This is a genomic window from Staphylococcus sp. FSL K6-0223, assembly GCF_038008285.1.
In genome coordinates this window covers 86019-109027 of the sequence record NZ_JBBOYX010000002.1, presented here as the reverse complement: position 1 = coordinate 109027, position 23009 = coordinate 86019, and the positions used below count along the sequence as shown (strand labels likewise).

The window sequence follows — 23009 nt, the reverse complement described above, 5'->3', positions numbered from 1 at the left end:
ATAATTTATATTGATAATTCTTTAGCTAATTGATACATATCTTTATCAAATTTATGATTACTTTCTCCAAAGATATCATCAAATGGTGTAGCAGTTAATTGATTATTTTTAATACCCACACCTTTAGCAGTTTCACCTTGTTTAAGTAATTCTACAGCGTGTCCACCTAACCTTGAAGCCAACACACGGTCAGCTCCAGAAGGGCTTCCTCCACGCTGAATATGACCTAAAACTGATACTCGAGTATCAATATTGATGTATTTCATTAATTCATCAGCACATTCTTGGCCACTCATACATCCTTCAGCGACCATAACGATAGAATGTTTCTTACCTCTTTTTATACCCTGTTCAATCTTTTCTGCAACATCTTTAATGTCTGTATGAACTTCGGGTACTACAATCGTCTCTGCGCCAACAGACAATCCTGCCCATAACGCTAAATCACCACAGTCTCGACCCATAACTTCTACTATAAAAGTACGAGCATGACTTGATGCAGTATCTCTAATTTTATCGACCGATTCAATAATTGTATTCAAAGCAGTGTCAAAACCTATAGTGAAATCTGTACCATTAATATCATTATCAATAGTACCAGGTATTCCAATAGTTTGAATTTCCTTACATTCTTCACTAATACGTTGAGCACCGCGATAACTACCGTCGCCCCCAATGACAACTAAGCCTTCAATACCACGTTTACGAAGGTTTTCAATACCTTTCTTACGCACATCTTCTTCTTTAAATTGAGGGCACCTAGCTGAAAATAGGAACGTACCTCCACGTTGAATTGTATCCCCTACAGAGCCTAATTCAAGCTTGTGAATATCATCGTCAAGTAAACCTTGGTAACCATGATAAATCCCATAAACTTCAATATTATTGTAAATTGCTGTACGAACGACTGCTCGAACTGCAGCATTCATACCTGGTGAATCTCCACCGCTAGTTAAAACTGCAATTTTTTTCATGACGACATACCTTTCTTTAACTAGATTTATCTTTAACTCTAAATTACCACAATTTATTTTACTGTTCCATCAAAAGAAAGCCTTTCAACGGATGTAAACGTTTTAAATAATGAATTTTTTCTAAAATCATAAAAAAGAGCTAATAGCCTTTAAATCAAGACAATTAACTCTTAATAATTTATTCTACAACTGATCCTATGTGTCTAAATTTCTCGAAACGATCATTAGCTAAATCTTCACCAGATTTTTGGTTCAATTCATTTAGATGTTTCACAAAAACTTCTTTAATTGTTGAAGCTTGTGATTCTATATCTTTATGAGCACCACCTAAAGGTTCATTAATCACTTCATCAACAATATTTAAACCTTTAAGATCATTAGCTGTAATTTTCATAGTTTCAGCAGCAATTTTAGCTAAATTACTATCTTTCCAAAGTAAAGCAGCAGCGCCTTCAGGTGAAATAACTGAATAAGTACTATTCTCAAGCATAAGTACTTTATTAGATATACCTATACCAAGCGCACCACCACTACCGCCTTCACCAATAACGATTGCGATAACAGGAACTGTCAGTGATGCCATTTCAATTAGATTTTTAGCTATTGATTCACTCTGACCACGTTCTTCAGCTGCTTTACCTGGATAAGCACCTTTTGTATCAATAAAAGTAAAGATCGGACGGTTAAACTTTTCAGCTTGTTTCATTAAACGAAGAGCTTTACGGTATCCCTCTGGATGAGCCATTCCAAAATTACGATAAATGTTATCTTTTGTATCTTTACCACGTTGCTGGCCGACTACAGTGACAGCTTGTCCGTTTAGATAACCAATTCCACCAATCATGGCAGGGTCATCTCTATAATTTCTATCTCCATGAAGCTCAATAAATGAGTCGAAAATATAAGGTATATAATCCAAAGTAGTTGGACGCTCTTGTAAGCGGGCAATCTGTACACGATCCCAAGGCTTCAAATTGGTATAAACTTTTTTAGTTTCTCTCTCAAGCGACGCTTCAAGCATATCTATTTCTTCTTGTAGATCAACTTCATTTTTCTCTTGAGATTCTTTTAACGATTCAATTTTATTTCTTATTTCAAAAAGTGGCTTTTCAAAATCTAACATTATTTACTCACCTCTTGATGGATATTTAAGATATTAGAAAGCGTTTCTTTCATATCTTTACGATGAATAACTTTGTCTAATTGACCATGCTCTAATAAAAATTCAGCCGTTTGGAAGTCATCAGGTAACTTTTCATTAATAGTTTGTTCAATGACACGTCTACCAGCAAAACCTATAAGCGCTTTAGGTTCACTTAAATTAATATCTCCTACTGAAGCAAAACTTGCTGAAACCCCTCCAGTTGTCGGGTTAGTTATATATGAGATATATAATAAGCCTGCATCAGAATGACGTTTAAGTGATACACTTGTTTTTCCCATTTGCATAAGTGAAATAATGCCTTCTTGCATTCTGGCACCACCACTTGCTGAAAAGAGAATAAATGGTAGACGGTGTTCAGTACAGTAATCTATAATTCTGCAGATTTTTTCACCTACTACTGATCCCATGCTTCCCATTCTAAAACGGGCATCCATTACGGCCACTCCATATTTAATACCATCAAGTTCAGAAGTACCAGTAACTACAGCTTCATTTAATCCTGTCTTTTGTTGATCTTTCTCTACCTTTTCAATGTAGCCAGGGAAATCTAATGGATTCGCAGAGGTCATGCCCTTGTCGAATTCTACAAATGTCCCTTCATCTGAAATAGCTTCAATTCTCTTATGTGCAGTGAGTGCGATGTGGTGATCACAATTGAAGCACACATTTAGATTTTCAGCTAATTCTTTAGTGTACATAATTTTTTTACACTTTGGGCATTTAGTCATAATCCCAGCTGGCACATCATTTTGTTTAGAATCTTGAACTGTTAAATATTTCTTTTTCTTACTTCGATTAAAAAAATCTTTAAACATTGGTAAACCTCCAAATAACCTCTGTTACTACCATTTTTTAAATTTCCTGATTCAATATGCTCATGAATAAACTATATTCTAACCAGCATAGAAATCAACTTCAAAATTATTTTAAATCTGTCACTTTCATTGTTTTATCATAAATATCTTGAGGGTTAACTTCGATTCTTGCAACCCCTGATTCCATAGCAGCTTTGGCTACGCTTCTAGCAACAGATGGCGCAACTCTTTTATCAAAAGGTCCAGGAATACAATAATCAGGATTAAGTTCATCCTCTTCAATTAAGTCTGCAATTGCTTCTACAGCTGCTTTTTTCATATCTTCATTGATGTGAGTTGCTTCAACATCTAATGCACCTCTAAAAATACCAGGGAAAGCTAAGACATTGTTAATCTGGTTAGGAAAATCTGAACGTCCTGTACCAATGACTTTAGCACCTGCTTCTTTAGCATCATCAGGTTTGATTTCAGGGTTAGGATTTGCCATAGCAAAGATAATTGGATCATCTGCCATGCTCTTAACCATATCTTTAGTTAATAAGTCTGCTACAGATACACCAATAAATACATCCGCATCTTTAATAACTTCTTCTAAAGAACCATCGATTTTATCTTTGTTTGTCCAGTTAGCAACATAAGCTTTAGTATCATTCATACCATGTTGTCGACCTTCATAAATAGCTCCTTTAGAGTCGCACATAATCATGTCTCTAACACCGTAAGAATATAAAAGTTTTACAATAGCAATTCCAGCAGCTCCAGCTCCGTTTAGTACAACTTTAATATCTGATAAATCTTTATCAACAATTCTCAAAGCATTGATTAAACCAGCCATAGTAACAATTGCTGTACCATGTTGATCGTCATGGAATACTGGGATATTAGTTTCTTTTTTCAATGTTTCTTCTATTTCAAAACATCTCGGTGCTGAAATATCTTCAAGATTAATACCACCATAATTAGGTTGTAGTAATTTCACAGTATTAACAATTTCATCAGTGTCTGTCGTATCTAATGCAATAGGTACGCCGTTGATACCAGCAAAGCTTTTAAACAATACCGCTTTACCTTCCATAACAGGAATGCTAGCTTCTGCTCCAATATTACCTAAACCAAGAACAGCAGTCCCATCAGTTACCACTGCTACTGTGTTTGCCTTTATTGTATAATCATAAACTTTTCTTGAATCTTCATGAATCTCCTTACAAGGTTCAGCAACACCAGGTGAATAAGCTAAACTAAGCTCTTCTTTATTAGTTACTTTTATATTTGGTGTAATTTCTAATTTACCTTGATTCTCTTTGTGCATCTCTAATGCATCGTCTCTTAAAGACATGAAATCAACCCCTATTTTAAATAATTTTAAAGTTAAAAAATAACTGTACTTATTAGATAAAAATCGTGAATGTTGAATCTAGTATTTCTAATATTTAAAAACCCAATATACTTCATTTTAAGAATAGTTAGAAACGCATCTCATATGTAAATGAATACGTTAATTTAAATAATTCTTCGTGATACTATTCTTATTTATTAAAATTATTTTTTCTTCCGATTATAAGTTAAACAGTGTATAACCAAAACAAAAAATAATTACAAAGAAAAACTGATGGTTATTATCTTAACCATCAGTTAACTATACCATAGTTTAAAAAATGATAAAAGTTATATAAACCTAATATCACTAGGTTTTACAGACTCGATAAGTTGATAAATTGTCTCATCATCTTTATTTATATATCCTAAGTGTTTTATATCATTATTTTGTTCATTAAACGAACTAATCTCTAAAATGTTATTTTTCTCAATTGGTGTGTCTACTATCATTTCATGCAACTTATCTGAAATCAATTGCGTATCACGTAGAATCACTTTTTTAGATGCTTTAATCTTTTGATTTTTAAATTCATTCACTTCAATTATCTGATTTATAATAAGTTGTAGTTGTTGATTTCTTTTTTCAAATTTACCGATGACTATATACATTTCTTCATTAGATATTGAAGTTTCATATTTCTTGAATTTATCAGGAAATATCACACCGTCCATTAACAACATTCCATCATTAAGTGTTACGAAAGCCATGTTCTGTCCATTCTTAGTTCTTATTTGTTTAATTGCATCAAAATGTACTAATATAGGTTGGTGATTTTGAGCATTACCTAATTTATAAATTCCTAAGTATTGCTTTTTATCAAATTCTTTCTCAACCGGATGTTTAGATATGTAGAAGCCTAAATACTCTTTTTCATAATCACTAAGCATTTTATCAGGTAACTCTTCTTTATCTTCATAAGCTTGTTTAGGAGTTAATATGTCGAATAGCATATCATCTTGCTCGACATCGGAGGCTGTATCTAAAACTTGATCAATAGTTTGTAATAGAGTAGCTCTATTTTTACCAAAATGATCAAACGCACCAACTAAAATTAAAGCTTCTAATAATTTTCTACTTTTAACCCTTTTAGGAATTCTTCGTGTAAAATCAAAAAAATCTTTAAACTTGCCATTATTATATCTTTCATCAACAATCGTTTTAACACTCTGGTATCCTACACCTTTTATAGCTCCTAGAGATAAATAAATACCTTTTGTAGTTGCTTTATAATACCAATGACTTTCATTGATATTAGGTGGTAAAATATTTAATTTTTGATGCTTCGCTTCATCTATAATGGCAGAAGTTTTCTTTTCACTACCTATAACATTACTTAGAATATTGGCATAGAAATAGTTTGGATAATACACTTTTAAATAACTCATAATGTAGGCTATTTTAGAATAGCTCACTGCGTGCGCTCTAGGGAAACCGTAATCTGCAAATTTAAGTATTAAGTCAAAAATTTGTTTACTTATTTGTTCATTGTATCCATTTTGTTTGGCGCCATTAACAAAGTGTTGACGTTCATTTTCTAATACTGCACGATTCTTCTTACTCATAGCTCTTCGTAGGATATCCGCTTCACCATAACTAAAGTTAGCGAATTTACTTGCAATTTGCATTATTTGCTCCTGATAAATAATGACACCATACGTACTTTTTAAAATGGATTCTAAATCATTATGCAAATATTCTACTTTTGAAGGGTCATGTCTACGAGTAATATATGTTGGTATCTCTTCCATAGGTCCTGGACGATATAGAGATGTTACGGCAACAATATCCTCAAAATGCTCTGGTTGAAGTCTTTTTAGCACACTTCTAACGCCTTCTGATTCTAGTTGGAAAATACCTGTAGTATCACCTTGAGATAAAAGTTTAAAAACATTTTTATCATCAAATGGAATCGCTTCGACATCTATATCAACATCTAAATCTTTCTTAACTTGATTAACTATTTGATGAATAATAGATAAGTTACGTAAACCTAAAAAATCGATTTTTAATAAACCAATACGTTCCGCTTCTGTCATAGTCCATTGTGTTAATAAACCTGTATCACCCAATGTAAGTGGCGCGTATTTATATAAAGGTTGATCGTTAATAATAATTCCTGCTGCATGTGTTGATGTATGTCTAGGTAAGCCTTCTAATTTTTTACTCATTTCAAACCATAGTTCATTTCGGTGGTTTCGGTGAACAAAAGACTTAAAGTCCTCTTCTTGATAAGCTTTATCTAGAGTAATCCCCAACTTGTGAGGAATTAATTTAGATATCTCATTTAAAGTCGTTTCATCAAAGCCCATAATTCTTCCGACATCACGCCCAACTGCTCTAGCAAGTAAATGACCAAATGTAACAATACCAGAAACATGGAGTTCACCATATTTTTCTTGAACATATTGAATCACTTTTTCACGTCTTGTATCTTCAAAGTCAATATCTATATCAGGCATAGTTACCCTCTCTGGATTTAAAAATCTTTCAAAGAGTAGGTTAAATTTAATTGGATCGATAGTTGTAATTTCTAGTAAATAACTGACTAATGAACCAGCTGAAGAACCTCGACCAGGTCCAACTATTACGTCATGTGTTTTAGCGTAATGTATAAGGTCACTAACTATAAGGAAATAATCTTCAAATCCCATTTTAGTTATAATTTCATATTCATGCTTAAGTCGATTTAAATATTGTTCATTATTCAGATTCCATTCATTCAATTTACGAATTAATACTGACCATAGATAATCTTTTGAAACTTCTCCATCAGGTGTGACATATTGAGGCAGTAACGATTGATGATATACCAATTCAGCTTTACATAAGTCTACGATGTCTTCAGTATTTTGTTTTATTTTCTCATCGATTTCTAACTCTTCAAATTCCTTCTGATCAGGAAAATGCTCACCAAAATCTTTACTATCGTTAATAATATCTAATTTAGAATTATCTTTGATGGCTTGTAAAGCAGAAATGGTATCAGCGTCTTCTCTATTCAAATATCTTGCTGACTTAAGCCATACTTTTTTTCTATTAACAATATCATTACTCGTATGATTGATATAAACATGTATTTTATCATTAAATGCTTCAATAATTTGTTTATGAGTATTATCAATATCTTTGAAGATAATAATTAGATTTTTATCGTAACGTTTTAACCATTCTAAAGGTACTTCCTCTTTTTCTTTCATCTTAATTGCAGAAGAAAGTTGATATAGCGCTTTTAAACCTTCATTATTTTGAGCTAATACTACTGTTTCAACTGTATATAAACCATCAGTTAATGATATCGTCATGCCAAAAATCGGATGAATATCTTTTGCTATACACGCATCATAAAACTTAGGAAAGCCATATAAAACATGGGTATCTGTAATTGCAAGCGCACGATAACCTTCATTTTTAGCTTTATTGACCACATCTTCAATTTTCAAACTTGCGTTCAATAAATCGTATGCAGTATGAATATTTAAATGCGCAACCATGTTTGTATACTCCTTCCAGTTATTTAATCTTTTGTTTTAATGCATTAGCTAGATTATCAAATTCAGTCCAACTATATACAGAGACACCTGAAGCATTCGGATGTCCACCACCACCAAAATCATTTGCTACATCATTAATAATGATTTTACCCTTTGAACGAATTCGACATCTAATTTGGTCTCCTTCATCTACACCAAACATCCAAATTTTCAAACCTTGAATATCAGCTATAGTATTTACAAATTGAGATGCTTCATTAGGTTGAATATTATATTCCTCTAAAATATCGCGAGTTATTTTAACCTGACAATAACCCACATTGTCTAATTCGAAATTCTGTAAAATGTAACCTTGGAAAGGTAAAAGTTTAGGATCTTTCTCTGACATTTTATTTAGTTCTGCATTAGGGTCAAAAGGAAAGGCAATTAATTTACTAGCCACTTCCATTGTGTGCGGAGTGGTATTGTTAAATAAGAATCTTCCTGTATCTCCCACAATGCCCAAATATAATACACGTGCAGTTTTTTCGCCTATAATACGCTCATCGTTAAAATGTGTAATAAAATCATAGATAATTTCACTTGTCGAAGACGCCTCTGTACTCACATAATTAATGTCGCCATATTGGTCTATCGCTGGATGATGGTCTATCTTCAATACTTTTAAACCATTCTGATAACGTTGGTCGTCAATACGCGGAGAATTTGCAGTGTCACAAACGATTACCAATGCTTCTTTATAAACTTCGTCTGAAATTTCATCAAAAGTACCTATAAATTCTAAAGATGGTTCATTTTCTCCGACTGCATAAATATGCTTATTTGGATATTTAGCCTCTAAATAATATTTAAGTCCTAATTGTGATCCATAAGCGTCAGGGTCTGGTCTAACATGACGATGGATGATGATCGTATCGTTTTGTTCAATTTCTTGCATCATATCATTCATAATATTCTTCATTTTAAATTACTCCCTTAAAATACTCATTTATTGCTCAAAAGCCTTCAAACATTTGACAAATTACTAATGCGTTTGCAACCTTTTCGTTATTATTAATCATTGTTACTTCTAACTTAGCAAAATTTCTACCAACATCTAGCATTTCATAATGAACATCGATGGATGATTCAATAGGTACAGTTTTGATATAAACTATATTTAAGTTTTCAATCATTACATTACCTTTTTTGTACTTTCTCATCTCATGTCTAATCGTTTCTTCGATAATGCCCACAAATACTGCTTTACTTAATGTGCCATAATGATTTGTTACTAAAGGAGAAACATCAACAGTAATTCCATTTGAATTAATCGTAATATGCTTAGCAATTTGATCATTAATTGTATCACCAATTTGCGGCTGTCTTCCTAAAAGTTGCATTGACTTCAATACATCCTGTCTATTAATTACACCAATAGCTTTTTTATTATTATTAGTTACAGGCAGTAATTCAATGCCTTCCCATATCATCATATGCGCACAACTAGCCACTGTATTGGTAAGCTTTACACTAAGAGGATTACGTGTCATTATTTTCCCTAACTCATCCTCTTCATTCATATTAATAATTTCTCTACTTGTAACTATTCCTACTAATTTAAAATCCTCATTCACTATAGGAAATCTAGTGTGCCCTGTATCATTTGCTAACTTTTTATAGTCATTAATTTTCATGTAATCAAATAATACTGATAACTCATTAATAGGTTTGACAATATCCTCTACGACAAGAATTTCTTTACGAATTTTTTGATTATACATTGCTCTATTAATAATATTAGCGACTAGAAATGTATCATAACTTGATGAAATAATGGGCAGTTCGTGCTCATTTGCATATTCAACGACTTCTTTAGAAGGCTGAAATCCACCAGTTATTAATATTGCAGTGTCTCGTTTTAAGGCTTCCATTTGAACATCTGCGCGGTTTCCGACTATAAGCAATGTGTGACTTCCAATATATTTTAAAATATCTTGAAGTTCCATTGCTCCTATCGCAAATTTGGATACAGTTTTCCCTAATCCCTTCTTACCACCTAAAATTTGACCTTCAACAATGTTAGCAATTTCATTAAATGTTAAATTGTCTATATTATCCCTATTACGTTTCTCAATTCTTACTGTACCTACACGATCAATTGTAGCAACAATGCCAAGTTGACCTGCATCTTTAATTGCTCTATATGCTGTACCTTCAGAAACATCTAAAACTTTTGCAATCTTTCTAACAGAAATTTTAGAACCTACAGATAGTGATTCAATGTAATTTAAAATTTGCTCGTGTTTAGTCATCAAGTTACCTCTTTATTTCTATTGAACAGTGATAGCATTATTATAACTTTTAACCTCAAAAAAATCATGGCACAACTTCACTTTAAGTAAATTGAAATTCAAAACGATATACATAATTACTTTTTTATTTAATTTTGAATAGAAAAATGAATTTAAATGGAAATTCCATTAAAACTCTATTAAAATAAAGTTGAGGAGGGATGTACTTATGTATAAACATATTTTACTTGGTGTAGACACTCAATTAAAAAATGAAAAAGCATTAAAAGAAGTGTCTCATTTAGCTGGTAAAGACACAGTTGTAACTATTCTAAATGCTATTAATGAACAAGATGCTCAAGCTTCTATCAAAGCAGGAGTTCACTTGGATGAATTAACTGAAGAAAGAAGCGAACGTTTAGAGAAAACAAGAAAAGCATTAGAGGACTACGGTATTGATTATGATCAAATCATTGTTAGAGGAAATCCTAAAGAAGAGTTATTGAAACATGCTAATAGTGGTAAATATGAAATTGTTGTTTTAAGTAACCGTAAAGCTGAAGATAAAAAGAAATTTGTACTCGGTAGCGTAAGTCACAAAGTAGCTAAACGAGCTACAATCCCTGTATTAATCGTTAAATAATTAATAGAAATTCCCGATTCTTCTTAAAAAGTTTAAGAATCGGGAATTTTTTTATAAACATTAAATTATTCAAAACATCAACTTAAAATTCAATTGATTGACCTGGCTCTAGAATTTGAACTTCACCTACATTAACAGCATCCTTAAACTGATTTGGGTCTTGTTCGATTAATGGGAAAGTATTGTAGTGAATTGGTACACTGATTTGCGGTTTAATTAATTCATTTATCGCATAACTTGCGTCATCAATGCCCATTGTAAAATTATCTCCAATAGGTACGAAGCATACATCAACAGGATGTCTATCTGCAATTAATTTCATATCACTAAATAAGCCAGTATCTCCTGTGTGATAAATCGTTTTACCTTCAGCTTCGATAACAACTCCCATAGGCATACCTAAATATACTGGAATACCATCTTCATGTGTAAAACTAGAGCTATGGAAAGCTTGAACAAATTTTACAGTACCAAAATCGAATTTAGCTTTACCACCGATATTCATACCGTGTACATTTTCAACACCGTGATAAGTTGATAAGTAACCTTGTAATTCCGCAGATCCAATAACTACAGCGTGATTTCTGTTCGCTAGTTCAACTACATCACCAAAATGATCTTCATGTCCATGAGTTAAAATAATGTAGTCTACATCTAAAGTTTGTTCATCTAAATCGCATTTGTCATTTCCAGAAATAAAAGGATCGACAATTACTTTTTTACCATTTCCTTCAAAATAGATTGTTGATTGACCATGAAATGAAAGTTTCATTTATATAGCCCTCCTCAAATTTTATCTGTAATCATTATACCCTAGCTACTCCCTCTTATAACACTGTATATCAAAATGACTACAAACATGTTTTTCATGATTCGATTTTTGAAAACTAAGACTATTTAGAATAAAATTAAATTACATTAATACTATGGAGGCAAATTAAAATGACTAAAATAGATGAAATCATTAAAGTCTTACAACAACAAAATGCAGATGCAGCCTGGATTACGACGCCACTTAATATTTACTACTTTACTGGATACCGTAGTGAACCTCATGAACGTTTATTTGCCCTACTTATTCAAGCTGATGGGGAGCCAGTACTATTTTGTCCAAAAATGGAAGTAGAAGAAGTAAAAGCTTCTCCATATGAGGGAAAAATTATTGGTTACCTAGATACTCAAAACCCCTTTGATTTATATCCTCAAACGTTTACTACATTACTGATTGAAAGTGAACATTTGACTGTTAAACGTCAACGTGAATTATCTCAAGCTTTCGATGTACAAGTTTATAATGATATAGATCAATCTATTAAAGATTTAAGAAACATAAAATCCTATGAAGAAGTAATTAAAATTAAGAAAGCTGCTGAATTAGCTGATAAGTGTATAGAAATTGGCGTCGCTTATTTAAAAGAAGGTGTTGAAGAGCGAGAAGTCGTAAATCATATTGAAAATGAAATAAAAAAATATGGTGTTAACGAAATGAGTTTTGACACTATGGTACTATTCGGAGATCATGCTGCTTCTCCTCACGGAACACCTGGTAATAGAAAGTTACAACAAAATGAGTATGTTCTCTTTGATTTAGGTGTAGTTTATGAGCATTATTGTAGTGATATGACGAGAACGGTAAAATTTGGTAACCCTAGCGAAGATGCTCAAAGTATTTATAAAACCGTATTGAAAGCTGAGCAATCTGCGATTGAGGCTATCAAACCTGGAGTAATGATTAAAGACATTGATAAAATTGCTCGAGATATTATTAGCGAAGCGGGATACGGCGACTATTTCCCTCATCGATTAGGCCACGGCTTAGGATTAGAAGAACACGAATATCAAGACGTTTCCAGTGCCAATGAGAACCCTTTAGAAGCGGGAATGGTGATAACTATAGAACCAGGCATTTATGTCCCTGATGTTGCAGGTGTTAGAATCGAAGACGATATTCTAGTGACTGAAAATGGATATGAAATCCTTACAAAATATCAAAAATAATAATTTAAGCATAATAAAACTCGGCTAAGTTAGTACCTAGCCGAGTTTCTTTTTAATTATTGATTAAGCGCATCTTCAACAGAAGTATATTCTAAGTTAAACGCTTCAGCTACACCCTTATTCGTAACATGACCTTTGTAAGTATTTAATCCTAAGGATAACGCATGATTTGATTTAAACGCTTCACGATAACCTTTATTAGCTAAAGTTTGCGCAAATGGTAATGTAGCATTATTTAAAGCTAATGTTGATGTACGTGGTACAGCGCCAGGCATATTAGCCACAGCATAGTGAACAACACCATGTTTTGTATAAGTAGGATCGTCATGTGTAGTAATTTTATCAGTTGTCTCGAAAATACCACCTTGGTCAATAGCGATATCTACTATCACTGATCCTGCTTTCATTTGCTTAATCATATCTTCAGTGACTAAGTTTGGAGCTTTAGCACCTGGAATAAGTACAGCACCAATAACTAAGTCACTATCTTTAACGAACATTTCAATATTTAGTGGATTGGACATAATTGTATGTACTCTTCCATTAAATAAGTCATCAAGTTCTTGTAAACGTTTTGGATTAACATCAAGCACAGTGACATCAGCGCCTAAGCCTAAAGCAATCTTAGCTGCGTTAGTACCGGCTTGACCTCCACCTATAATTGTTACTTTCCCTTTAGGTACACCTGGTACGCCACCGAGTAATATTCCCATGCCGCCGTTAACTTTTTGTAAGAACTCAGCTCCGATTTGAGTTGACATTCTTCCGGCAACTTCGCTCATAGGTGATAATAATGGTAATGATTTATCAGGTAATTGCACTGTTTCGTATGCAATACCAATAACTTTATTATCTACTAAAGCTTGAGTTAATTTTTCTTCATTTGCTAAATGTAAATAAGTGAAGAGAATTAACCCCTCTTTAAAGAATTGATATTCAGATTCTAATGGTTCTTTAACTTTGACTACCATATCTACATCCCATATTTTCGCCTGTTCAGATACGATTTCTGCTCCAGCTTCTTTGTAGTCAACGTCTTCAAAATATGAACCTAGTCCTGCGTTTGTTTCAACAAAGACAGTATGTCCTTGCTCTACAAGTGCATGTACGCCACTTGGTGATAAACTCACTCTGTTCTCGTTATTTTTTATCTCCTTTGGAATACCAATTTTCATTCCATCCACCTCCTCTTACATCCTAACGCGAAAGTATTGAAAGCGCAATCATAAAAAATACACAAATTTGTAATTATTGATAATTAAATATTCTGTCAATTATGTTAAAATAGAGTTAAGAAACATGAAGGGGGCACGAGCGATGATTACGTATAAAAATATTTTAATCGCAGTCGACGGTTCACACGAAGCAGAATGGGCTTTTAATAAAGCTGTAGGAGTTGCTAAACGTAACGATGCAAAATTAACAATTGTAAATGTAATCGATTCAAGAACATACTCTTCTTATGAAGTCTATGATGCTCAGTTCACTGAGAAATCTAAACATTTTTCTGAGGAGTTACTCAAAGGTTATAAAGAAGTAGCTTCAAATGCAGGAGTAAAAAATGTAGAAACACGTTTAGAATTTGGCTCACCTAAAGCGATTATCCCTAAAAAATTAGCACATGAAGTAGGTGCTGATTTAATCATGAGTGGTACTTCAGGTTTAAATGCTGTAGAACGTTTTATTGTAGGTTCAGTATCAGAAGCAATCGTACGCCACGCGCCATGTGATGTTTTAGTTGTACGTACAGAAGAAATTCCTGAAGATTTCCAACCACAAGTAGCTACACCTAGATTACGTGAAAGATATCAAGATTAAATTTAACATTTAAAAGTAAGAATATATTCATTTAATAGCCTATCAACGTCATTATAAAAGTCGTTGATAGGTTTTCTTAAATTTATTTCTCTCTAGTTAAAAATTAAAAATCGCATAACCATTTATACGGTTATGCGATCACAAGTTGTATTTCCACCTATTAATTATTAGTTTCAGTGTTAACACTTTGTTCTTCAGATGATTCCTCTTTTAGCCCACCATATTTGATGACGTCACGAGAAATCATAACTTCCTCGTCAGTTGGTACAACTAATACTTTTACTGGGGAATGGGGATAGTTAATATACCCTTCATCTCCGTGAAGACTCTCATTTTTCTTCGGATCCCAATATACACCCATAAATTCAAGTCCCTCTAGAACTTTACCTCGAATAATATGAGAATTTTCTCCTATACCAGCTGTGAATACAATAACATCAACGCCATGCATTCTAGCCGCATAAGAGCCAATGTATTTATGAATCTTCGATGCAAATAAATCAAGTGCTACACGTGCACGATGACGTCCATGTTTAGCTTCTTCAGTTAAGTCTCGTAAATCACTTGACGTACCAGTTAAACCTAGTAAACCGGATTCTTTATTCAAAATATTTAATACTTCGTCTGCATTTTTACCAGTCTTTTCCATAATAAACGGAATCAACGCTGGGTCTAGATTACCTGAACGTGTACCCATTGTTACACCTGCTAATGGGGTGAAACCCATAGATGTATCAATTGATTCTCCGCCATCAATCGCAGCTATTGACGCACCATTACCAATGTGACAAGAAATAATTCTTAAATCTTCGATCGGTCTTCCTAAAATGTCTGCCGCTCTTCTAGATACATACTTATGACTTGTACCATGGAAGCCATATTTACGAATGCCATAATCTTCATAATAATGATAAGGTAAACTGTATAAATAAGCTTGTTCAGGCATTGTTTGGTGGAAAGATGTATCAAATACAGCTACATGAGGAATATTTGGTAATAACTTTTTAAAAGCTCTTATTCCCATTAAATTAGCTGGGTTATGCAGTGGAGCTAACTCACTTAACTCCTCAATTTGAGTCTCTACCTCATCCGTTACAACTACTGATTTTGGAAATTTCTCTCCCCCATGCACTACACGGTGACCTGTTCCTTCAATTTCATTGATATCTTCAATCATGTGATGTTCTTTAAAGCTTTCTAACATAATATTAACTGCTTCTTCATGATCATTTATATCTCTAACGTCAGTAAGCTTTTCCCCTTCAACTACAATCGTGAAAATAGAATCGCTTAAACCAATACGCTCGATGACGCCTTTGGTTACTAACTTTTCTTCCGGCATTCTGATTAACTGGAATTTCAAAGATGAACTACCAGCATTTACCGCCAAAATTAATTTTGACATAGGTCATTGTCCTCCATCATTTGTTTAGTTATATTTTTCACACAGTTCATTTTATCATTATTACAGTTTGAATACTATATTGTTACAGATTATTTTTTTGTATGATTTGTGTCCATCCATTGATTTAATTCACTAATAAATCCTTGAAATTGCTGTGGATTTTTAAAATCAGGAATATTAGCTAATAAGACTTCAACAGGTTTAGTCTCTTGAGGTTGTTTTTTCTGTAAAATAAGTATAGATTTTCGTGCTTTTTCATTTTTAAATAACGTTGTTGGTAGATTTAAAAATGCTTGCATTTCAGTATCTGTAGCAATGAATTTTTCTAACTGTTTCACTTTATCTCCAGTAAAAATGTTACTTGGAACGACTAAAAACGCATAACCTGCCCCTTTTAATGCATTTATAGCTTGTTCAATTAATAAATAATGAGAGTAACTGTGCCCCTCATCAAAGCCAAGTTTCATTTCTTTACTACGCTCATCTACTGGATAATAGCCAATTGGGAAGTCTCCAATTACCACATCTGCTTCTTCTAAAGGCAGTGGCATAATAGCATCTTGAGGGTATACATCAAATGGAATTTCTAAGAAGTTAGCTAAATGTACACTTACTCTAGATAACACTGGATCTACTTCAATGAGATGATGCATCGTTGTTTTATCCGAAAGTACCTCCTTAACAGAAGCACTTAGGTGTCCAGCACCACTAGCGATATCAACAACATGCATCTCCTCTTTATCTTGCATGAATCGTTCAACTAAGAAACCAAGTATTAATCCTATTGAATCAGGAGTAATTTGGTGGTTTGCTTGAATATTCTCTTCTTGCATTAAACTTAAATATGCAAATTGAAATGCTTTTCTTCTATCTTGAAGTGTAGCTTGTTCGAGTAAATCTCTTTTATTGGTATAAATTTCCTCCATAGCTAACCCTAAATTTTCAATGAAGCTTTGTCCATTCTCTTCATTTAAGGATTTAGCTTTTACATCTAATGCATGGAATAAGCGTTCCATAATTGTATTTTCTTCAGTCATAAAAAACCCTCTCTAACCAAAAGTGCCCATTCATAATTTATAGAAATTAAACACTTTATCTAACTTTCAATTTCTTAAACAAGTATGGACACTTAGTTAATCACTGTCAATGATACGAATTCAACTTAAATGTTGCGATACGCTTCTAAAGCAGCATCAAAATCTGGGAAGTTAGTACCTTCACTAACAATTTCTTTATAAACAATTTTGTTACTTTCATCTAATACAAAAACTGAGCGAGCTAATAATCTTAATTCTTCCATGACTACCCCAAAGTTTTCACCGAAAGATAGGTCTCTGTGATCACTTAATGTAACAACATTTTCTAAACCATTAGACGCACACCATCTTTTCTGAGCGAATGGTAAATCAACAGAAATTGTTAATACTACACCATCTTCTTGAGATGCTTCTTCATTAAATTTACGTGTTTGTTGGTCACATACACCTGTATCAATAGAAGGAACTACACTAATTAATTTCTTTTTCCCTTTATAATCTTCTAATGTTATTTGATTTAAACTATTGTCTAATACAGTAAAGTCGGGTGCAATGTCACCTTCTTTTACCTGTTGACCTGACAATGTAATAGGATCATTTTTAAAAGTAATTTCAGTCATTATGATGACCTCCTATATTTTAAGTATTTAATATTATCATACGACAAATTTTAGTAGTAATTCAATTTTTTAATGTAAACAATTTAATTTTCAAATGAGCATTAAACTCATATACGTATCATTAATTACATATACATCCAAAAAAACTGACATCTAGATTAAACGAATAATCTTAACGTCAGTTACTAAAGATTAGTGCATCAACTGCATGACATAATCATATATATTTTTTAATATAAGGACTGCAGTTACTAAAATAAATAAATTTTTAACGTATCCAACGCCCTTTTTCAAAGCAAAATGAGCACCAAAATAAGAACCTACAATCATACTTAGTGCCATAATGAATCCATAAGTAAAATTGACCTGACCTAGCATGATAAAAAGTAATAACCCACCAATATTTGATGCAAAGTTCAGAACTTTTGCATTACCAGCTGCACTTAAAAAGTCAAACCCAAACATGAGTAAAGTAAATAACATGAATGAGCCCGTACCTCCACCTAAAAAGCCATCATAAAATCCTAAAATGATAAACATGATTGAAAAAATGATTGCCTTAATAAATGTAAATGAAGTGAAGCTTCTGACACTACCCCAATCTTTTTTTACAATAGTGTATACAATAACTATCGTTAAAACGACAATAATGAGTGGCTTTAATATATTCGCGGGTAAATAAGTTGCTAAGATTGCTCCTGCTCCTGATGCAATAAATACAAATGGGAAAAGCTTCCCGACTACTTTTAAATCTACTTTCCCAGAACGTATAAATTTAAAAGCACTTGTTAATGTACTAAATGAACTTGCAAATTTATTGGTTCCTAATGCCATTGAGGGTGGTAACCCTACTGCTAAAAGTGCAGGAGTAGAAATTAACCCACCGCCACCAACTACTGAATCAATAAACGAGGCTATAAACCCAAAAAACATAATAGTGACGATTACAGATAGATGCCAATCCACTTACTTCATACTCCCCTTTATTATTTGATGGTTCGCTCGCCAATACTTAAATTTTTAAAATAAATCTTCAATTAAAGCATCAGTTGATTGTTCTTTCTCACTTTTATAATTTTGATCGATAGTCATCGTTTCAATATTATCCACTGCAGTTTGAACCATATCATCAAAATTGAATACCCCTTCATATTTCTCAACTTTATCAAAGTCAGGTTCGGTTACAGGATTTTTAGGTGTAAAGATTGTACAGCAATCTTCAAATGGCTGGATAGATGTTTCATAAGTACCAATATCTCGAGCCTTTTTAATAATGTCTTCTTTATCGAGGGTTAATAATGGCCTTAAAACTGGTGTGGAAGTTACATGATTAATGGCATACATACTTTTTAGTGTTTGACTTGCAACTTGACCTAAATTTTCCCCATTAACGATGGCATTTGCACCAATTTTATGAACTAATGCATCGGAAACACGCATCATCATGCGTCGTGTTGAAGTCATTGTATATCGAGGGTGAACAACCTTATTAATTTGCTTCTGTAGTTCAGTAAAAGGAACAATGTGTAATTTAATAGGTCCTACACGCTCTGATAAAATACGTGTGAGTTCAATCACTTTATCTTTAGCTTTCTCACTTGTAAATGGTGGACTATGAAAGTGAATTGCCTCAATTGTAACCCCACGTTTCATTACTTCCATACCTGCCACCGGTGAATCGATACCGCCACTTAACATAAGTAACGTCTTGCCACCAGTTCCTACAGGTAAGCCTCCTGAACCTTGAATAATTTTTTCGAAGATATACACCGCATCCAAACGTATTTCAACTCTCACTTCATGGTCAGGTTGTTTAACATTAACCGAAACACCCTCAACATTCTTGAGTATCGCGCCACCAACTTCACGTTGTAAAGCATAGGTATCTAAATGAAAGGATTTATCTACACGTTTTACATCTATTTTAAAAGTAGAGCCTTCATCAAAATCACGAGCTAGCTGAATTGCTGCTTCATATATTGCTTCTTCTGTTTTATCGGTCTTAATCACAGGACTTATGGATTTAATTCCATAAACTTTAGTTAAACGATGAATAATTTCATTCATATCCGCATCTTGATCCATATCGATGTACATGCGATCGCGTTTACCTTTTACATGGTACCCTTGTAAGGGAATTAACGCGCGTTTTACGTTATCCTTTAATTGATTAACGAACATTTTACGATTTGTACCTTTTAACGTCAATTCACCATATCTTACGAGCAAATGATCGTAGTGCATTATTTTAACAACTCCTTAATTTCTTCATATACTTGTTCAAATACTTCTTTAAATCTTTGAATATCCTCTTCAGTTGTATGAACTCCCATAGATATTCTTATACTACCTTCTATTCTTGCATCAGGAACTCCCATTGCTAATAGCACTTCGTTAAGTTTCCCACGTTTAGATGAGCAAGCACTTGTTGTTGATATCATTACACCATGTTTTGAAAAAGCATTAACAAGCACTTCACCTTTAACACCTGGAAAGCTAACATTAATAATTTGGGGTGCACTATCCTTAGGGGAATTAATGTAAACGCCTCTAAATTCTTCTAAAAATGTTCTAACTGACTGATTCATTTTATTTAATTTACGACTGGCTTCATCTAAACGACCCATGGTAAGTTTGATTGATTTCACCATTGAAACAGCCATTGGCAAATTAACAGTGCCACTTCTCAAACCATACTCTTGACCGCCACCATGCACAACTGGCTCAATATTTTGTATATTTTTAATAATTAAAAGTCCTTGCCCTTTTAAACCATTAAATTTATGTCCGCTTAAACTCAAGCTATCAACACCATTTAAATTCATAGACACTTTCCCAAGTGCTTGTACAGCATCCACATGTAAATGTGCTCGTGGATAGTCTTTTAAGATATTAACAATATCTTGAATTGGTTGAATTTGGCCCATAATATTATTCACGTACATACATGTGACCAACCCAACTTTATCTGACATTAAAGATTTTAAATGTTCAGTATCAATTTTACCATCACTCTTAACATCAACATATTTAAGTTTAAAACCTTGTTTCTCCTCTAAATATCTCATCACTTCTAATACAGAGGGATGTTCTAGAACAGAGGTTATAATTTCATTAGCTGTTTCCCTTTTCATATAAGCGATTCCTTTAAGAGCCATATTGTTAGATTCTGTAGCACCACTTGTAAATACGATATGATACAGGTGATTTAAATTTAAAGCACTGTCTATTTCTTCTTTAGCTTGCTTCAGTACTTGTTCAGCTTGTAAGCCAGCTTGATGAGGGCTATTAGGATTGAAGTACAATGATTGATTCACTTTAACGAAGGAATCAATAACATCTTGATCAGCTTTTGTAGTGGCTGCATTGTCTAAATAAATCACTGATAACACTTCTCTTTCACTTTAATAAATTCTTTAATCGGAAAATGATTACCCCGAACGCTAATCATTTTATAAATTTGGATACTCAAGCATTATACTATTTTCTAGCAAAATTAAAAGAGAGCAAGACAGAAATGATTCACTAAGAATAAAAATTCTGTCTTGCTCTTATAAAATATGACCTATTCTTTAATAACTTGTTCTTCAATATGTTTAGTAATTCCAGGTTCTACACTTTCAAGTGCTTGTTCTGAAATTTCGATAGAACGTTTGTAGCGATTATTTTTGAATAAACGCTCCGCTTCGTTAAGACTCTTATCAACACTATTATGATCTTTACGATATCTATTACCATATTGAATTAATTTTTCAGCGTATACTGCATTGACTAATACATCATTCGCTTCATCTTCAAACGTATTCATTTGAATAACGATTTTAGCAACTTTATCTTTTAGCTGTTTAACATGTATTGGGCGTTCACTAAATTGATTATTAACTTCACGCACTTCATTATCAATTTCATTTTTCATAATGATGAAACGTTCAGGAACACTTGTTAAGTTTGAAGCTAATAAACGTCTATATACTTCTTCTTTCTTAGATTGAACTCTTAATAAATTGTCTTCTGCTTCTGCTTCATCTTCACGCAATTTAATAAGATGATTTTGAAGTTTATCTTGTTTCTCATTGATAACTGAAACGTGATCTTCAAGATATTGTAAATTATCTTGAACTTCACTATATCTAACTGCCGACTTAGACATTTCTTTTAAGATGTCATCATAAACCGCAATGAGATTTTGAATTTCATTTTCAAATTGACGGACACTTTGTGCATCAGATTCATTAATATAATAATTTTCACGCACATATTCGATTTCAGTTTGAAGTGTGTAGTTCATGTCTTTAGCTTTGAATAAATCGTCTGTAATGACATCTTTCGTTTCTTCGACTTCATTTTTAGCTTTTACTTCATGCTCTATTAGATCATACATCTCATCTAACTTATCGTTAATACTTTCAAGCTTATCATTAGCTTGATCTAATTCTAGCCGACTTATCATAGGTTCTACAAAACTTAATTCGGTTTTTAAACTTTGTAAGTTTCCATCAACTTTAACATGATCTAAATCGTATCCTTCAACTTTCAAGTCTCTACAACCATATTTTAAATCTTGGAATTGACCTGGTAATTCTTTTTGAGTTTCGCGAATTAAATCAGGTATCTCTTCCATATAAGCTTTAAGACTATTCATCTCTTCGTGTAGAGCGGCTATATGATTATGAGCTTGAACATAATTCCCTTCTGATTTAAGTGTTTCATACTCATTTAATTTCGGTTCAAATTTCTCAATTTCTTTCTCTAAAGGCTGAGCAGCTTCTCCAAATTGATGACGATTAGCCAATACATCACGTTTCATTTCACGATGATCGACCTTACATTTATCGTATAATGCTTCATTGTCTTTATGTAAAGCTAAAACTTCATCTACTTGAGATACTTGTTGATTATAATTGTTTTCATATTGATCCATAAGTTCATGCGCATCATCAATTTCAGTTTGCGCTGCAGAAAACTTAAATTTATCAAGATATTCCTCAGCATTATGAATTTTTTCTTCAACGGGAGCTAAGTATTTATTTGTACTTTCTGTGTTGTCTTTTTTCATTGCATCATACTTAGTCTTAGTTTCACCTTTTAAGTTTAAATTCTGTAATTTTTTCAAGTTGTCATCAAAAGGTAGTTTTTCAATTTCATTTTTACGCTCTTCAGCTTTTTCAATTGAATTTCTCTTATTCGAGCGCATGTAGAACATTACGCCTATCGCAATTAATATAATTACGAGTATTGCTAATATGATAAATAACACCATATACTTCTCCTCCTATTTTATCATCTTTCATTATAACGTAAATTCTCTTTTCATTAAAATAGAAAATGTATTAATTGCTAGATTATTTTCAAAACTTTATACTTATTAAAAACTTTCGTATGAAGGGGTATA

The 23009-nt window shown here is 32.8% G+C and carries 19 protein-coding genes; 3 read left to right on the top strand and 16 right to left on the bottom strand.

All coding sequences use genetic code 11. From position 1 onward, the window contains the following. Positions 1–5: 5 nt before the first annotated feature. The 7 genes from pfkA to MHI13_RS11525 form a co-directional block, all read right to left on the bottom strand. Positions 6–974, bottom strand: a complete 969-nt coding sequence (gene pfkA, locus MHI13_RS11555) for a 6-phosphofructokinase (RefSeq protein ID WP_002434701.1) — start codon at positions 972–974, stop codon at positions 6–8. Positions 975–1152: 178 nt separating this feature from the next. Beyond that, positions 1153–2097 carry an acetyl-CoA carboxylase carboxyltransferase subunit alpha gene (locus MHI13_RS11550; protein ID WP_002434660.1) on the bottom strand — a complete coding sequence of 315 codons (945 nt, stop codon included), beginning with the start codon at positions 2095–2097 and terminating at the stop codon, positions 1153–1155. Beyond that, complete coding sequence (accD, locus tag MHI13_RS11545) at positions 2097–2954, bottom strand: acetyl-CoA carboxylase, carboxyltransferase subunit beta (RefSeq protein ID WP_002434776.1); 858 nt, start codon at positions 2952–2954, stop codon at positions 2097–2099. Before accD ends, MHI13_RS11550 begins: the two co-directional genes overlap by 1 nt. Positions 2955–3060: 106 nt before the next feature. Further along, the gene (locus tag MHI13_RS11540; protein ID WP_047796378.1) at positions 3061–4290 is read right to left on the bottom strand and encodes an NAD(P)-dependent malic enzyme; all 1230 of its coding nucleotides are present in this window, start codon (positions 4288–4290) and stop codon (positions 3061–3063) included. A 329-nt stretch (positions 4291–4619) separates the two neighbouring features. Then, complete coding sequence (locus MHI13_RS11535) at positions 4620–7823, bottom strand: DNA polymerase III subunit alpha (protein ID WP_064210133.1); 3204 nt, start codon at positions 7821–7823, stop codon at positions 4620–4622. A gap of 19 nt (positions 7824–7842) precedes the next feature. Beyond that, positions 7843–8784 carry a DHH family phosphoesterase gene (locus MHI13_RS11530; RefSeq protein ID WP_002434827.1) on the bottom strand — a complete coding sequence of 314 codons (942 nt, stop codon included), beginning with the start codon at positions 8782–8784 and terminating at the stop codon, positions 7843–7845. Between the two features lie 34 nt (positions 8785–8818). Beyond that, a complete protein-coding gene (locus MHI13_RS11525) occupies positions 8819–10117 on the bottom strand; it encodes a DRTGG domain-containing protein (RefSeq protein ID WP_002469663.1) in 1299 nt (432 codons plus the stop codon). 208 nt (positions 10118–10325) lie between these two features. Between MHI13_RS11525 and MHI13_RS11520 the strand changes: the two genes are divergently transcribed. Continuing rightward, positions 10326–10739, top strand: a complete 414-nt coding sequence (locus tag MHI13_RS11520) for a universal stress protein (protein WP_002434753.1) — start codon at positions 10326–10328, stop codon at positions 10737–10739. Between the two features lie 82 nt (positions 10740–10821). Here MHI13_RS11520 and MHI13_RS11515 read toward each other — a convergent pair whose 3' ends face one another. Further along, positions 10822–11511: a metal-dependent hydrolase gene (locus tag MHI13_RS11515; RefSeq protein WP_002434867.1), complete on the bottom strand. Its 690-nt coding sequence runs from the start codon at positions 11509–11511 to the stop codon at positions 10822–10824. A gap of 170 nt (positions 11512–11681) precedes the next feature. Here MHI13_RS11515 and MHI13_RS11510 point away from each other — a divergent pair, with 170 nt between their 5' ends. Further along, positions 11682–12737 (top strand): M24 family metallopeptidase, encoded by a 1056-nt coding sequence (locus tag MHI13_RS11510; protein WP_002434683.1) that lies wholly within the window; start codon positions 11682–11684, stop codon positions 12735–12737. A 56-nt stretch (positions 12738–12793) separates the two neighbouring features. Here MHI13_RS11510 and ald read toward each other — a convergent pair whose 3' ends face one another. Beyond that, a complete protein-coding gene (gene ald / locus MHI13_RS11505) occupies positions 12794–13912 on the bottom strand; it encodes an alanine dehydrogenase (RefSeq protein WP_002469674.1) in 1119 nt (372 codons plus the stop codon). Between the two features lie 142 nt (positions 13913–14054). Between ald and MHI13_RS11500 the strand changes: the two genes are divergently transcribed. Next, positions 14055–14555, top strand: coding sequence for a universal stress protein (locus MHI13_RS11500; RefSeq protein WP_002434800.1), 501 nt, complete (start codon positions 14055–14057; stop codon positions 14553–14555). A 160-nt stretch (positions 14556–14715) separates the two neighbouring features. On the opposite strand, the gene MHI13_RS11495 is transcribed toward MHI13_RS11500, so the two are convergent. The 7 genes from MHI13_RS11495 to ezrA all read right to left on the bottom strand — a co-directional run bounded on the left by MHI13_RS11495 (position 14716) and on the right by ezrA (position 22877). Continuing rightward, on the bottom strand, positions 14716–15960 hold the full coding sequence (locus MHI13_RS11495) for an acetate kinase (protein WP_002434682.1): 1245 nt from the start codon (positions 15958–15960) through the stop codon (positions 14716–14718). A gap of 89 nt (positions 15961–16049) precedes the next feature. Then, positions 16050–16997: a class I SAM-dependent methyltransferase gene (locus MHI13_RS11490; protein WP_002434760.1), complete on the bottom strand. Its 948-nt coding sequence runs from the start codon at positions 16995–16997 to the stop codon at positions 16050–16052. A gap of 125 nt (positions 16998–17122) precedes the next feature. Further along, positions 17123–17617, bottom strand: a complete 495-nt coding sequence (gene tpx, locus MHI13_RS11485; protein ID WP_002434812.1) for a thiol peroxidase — start codon at positions 17615–17617, stop codon at positions 17123–17125. Between the two features lie 192 nt (positions 17618–17809). Then, complete coding sequence (locus MHI13_RS11480) at positions 17810–18583, bottom strand: sulfite exporter TauE/SafE family protein (RefSeq protein ID WP_002434717.1); 774 nt, start codon at positions 18581–18583, stop codon at positions 17810–17812. 54 nt (positions 18584–18637) lie between these two features. After that, positions 18638–19861 carry a tRNA uracil 4-sulfurtransferase ThiI gene (gene thiI, locus MHI13_RS11475; RefSeq protein WP_002434832.1) on the bottom strand — a complete coding sequence of 408 codons (1224 nt, stop codon included), beginning with the start codon at positions 19859–19861 and terminating at the stop codon, positions 18638–18640. Continuing rightward, entirely contained in the window at positions 19861–21000 is a 1140-nt protein-coding gene (locus MHI13_RS11470; protein ID WP_002434657.1) for a cysteine desulfurase family protein, read from the bottom strand. The genes thiI and MHI13_RS11470 overlap by 1 nt, the downstream gene beginning before the upstream one ends. Positions 21001–21182: 182 nt before the next feature. Further along, positions 21183–22877: a septation ring formation regulator EzrA gene (ezrA, locus tag MHI13_RS11465; RefSeq protein ID WP_002434719.1), complete on the bottom strand. Its 1695-nt coding sequence runs from the start codon at positions 22875–22877 to the stop codon at positions 21183–21185. Between the last annotated feature and the right edge of the window lie 132 nt (positions 22878–23009).

Bases quoted from the DNA above. Each gene is read 5' to 3' on its own strand.
- MHI13_RS11550 (WP_002434660.1), bottom strand. From the start codon at position 2,097: ATGTTAGATTTTGAAAAGCCACTTTTTGAAATAAGAAATAAAATTGAA.
- MHI13_RS11525 (WP_002469663.1), bottom strand. From the start codon at position 10,117: ATGACTAAACACGAGCAAATTTTAAATTACATTGAATCACTATCTGTA.
- MHI13_RS11520 (WP_002434753.1), top strand. From the start codon at position 10,326: ATGTATAAACATATTTTACTTGGTGTAGACACTCAATTAAAAAATGAA.
- thiI (WP_002434832.1), bottom strand. From the start codon at position 19,861: ATGCACTACGATCATTTGCTCGTAAGATATGGTGAATTGACGTTAAAA.
- MHI13_RS11500 (WP_002434800.1), top strand. From the start codon at position 14,055: ATGATTACGTATAAAAATATTTTAATCGCAGTCGACGGTTCACACGAA.
- MHI13_RS11510 (WP_002434683.1), top strand. From the start codon at position 11,682: ATGACTAAAATAGATGAAATCATTAAAGTCTTACAACAACAAAATGCA.
- accD (WP_002434776.1), bottom strand. From the start codon at position 2,954: ATGTTTAAAGATTTTTTTAATCGAAGTAAGAAAAAGAAATATTTAACA.
- MHI13_RS11535 (WP_064210133.1), bottom strand. From the start codon at position 7,823: ATGGTTGCGCATTTAAATATTCATACTGCATACGATTTATTGAACGCA.
- tpx (WP_002434812.1), bottom strand. From the start codon at position 17,617: ATGACTGAAATTACTTTTAAAAATGATCCTATTACATTGTCAGGTCAA.
- ezrA (WP_002434719.1), bottom strand. From the start codon at position 22,877: ATGGTGTTATTTATCATATTAGCAATACTCGTAATTATATTAATTGCG.
- MHI13_RS11540 (WP_047796378.1), bottom strand. From the start codon at position 4,290: ATGTCTTTAAGAGACGATGCATTAGAGATGCACAAAGAGAATCAAGGT.
- MHI13_RS11490 (WP_002434760.1), bottom strand. From the start codon at position 16,997: ATGACTGAAGAAAATACAATTATGGAACGCTTATTCCATGCATTAGAT.
- pfkA (WP_002434701.1), bottom strand. From the start codon at position 974: ATGAAAAAAATTGCAGTTTTAACTAGCGGTGGAGATTCACCAGGTATG.
- MHI13_RS11530 (WP_002434827.1), bottom strand. From the start codon at position 8,784: ATGAAGAATATTATGAATGATATGATGCAAGAAATTGAACAAAACGAT.
- ald (WP_002469674.1), bottom strand. From the start codon at position 13,912: ATGAAAATTGGTATTCCAAAGGAGATAAAAAATAACGAGAACAGAGTG.
- MHI13_RS11495 (WP_002434682.1), bottom strand. From the start codon at position 15,960: ATGTCAAAATTAATTTTGGCGGTAAATGCTGGTAGTTCATCTTTGAAA.
- MHI13_RS11515 (WP_002434867.1), bottom strand. From the start codon at position 11,511: ATGAAACTTTCATTTCATGGTCAATCAACAATCTATTTTGAAGGAAAT.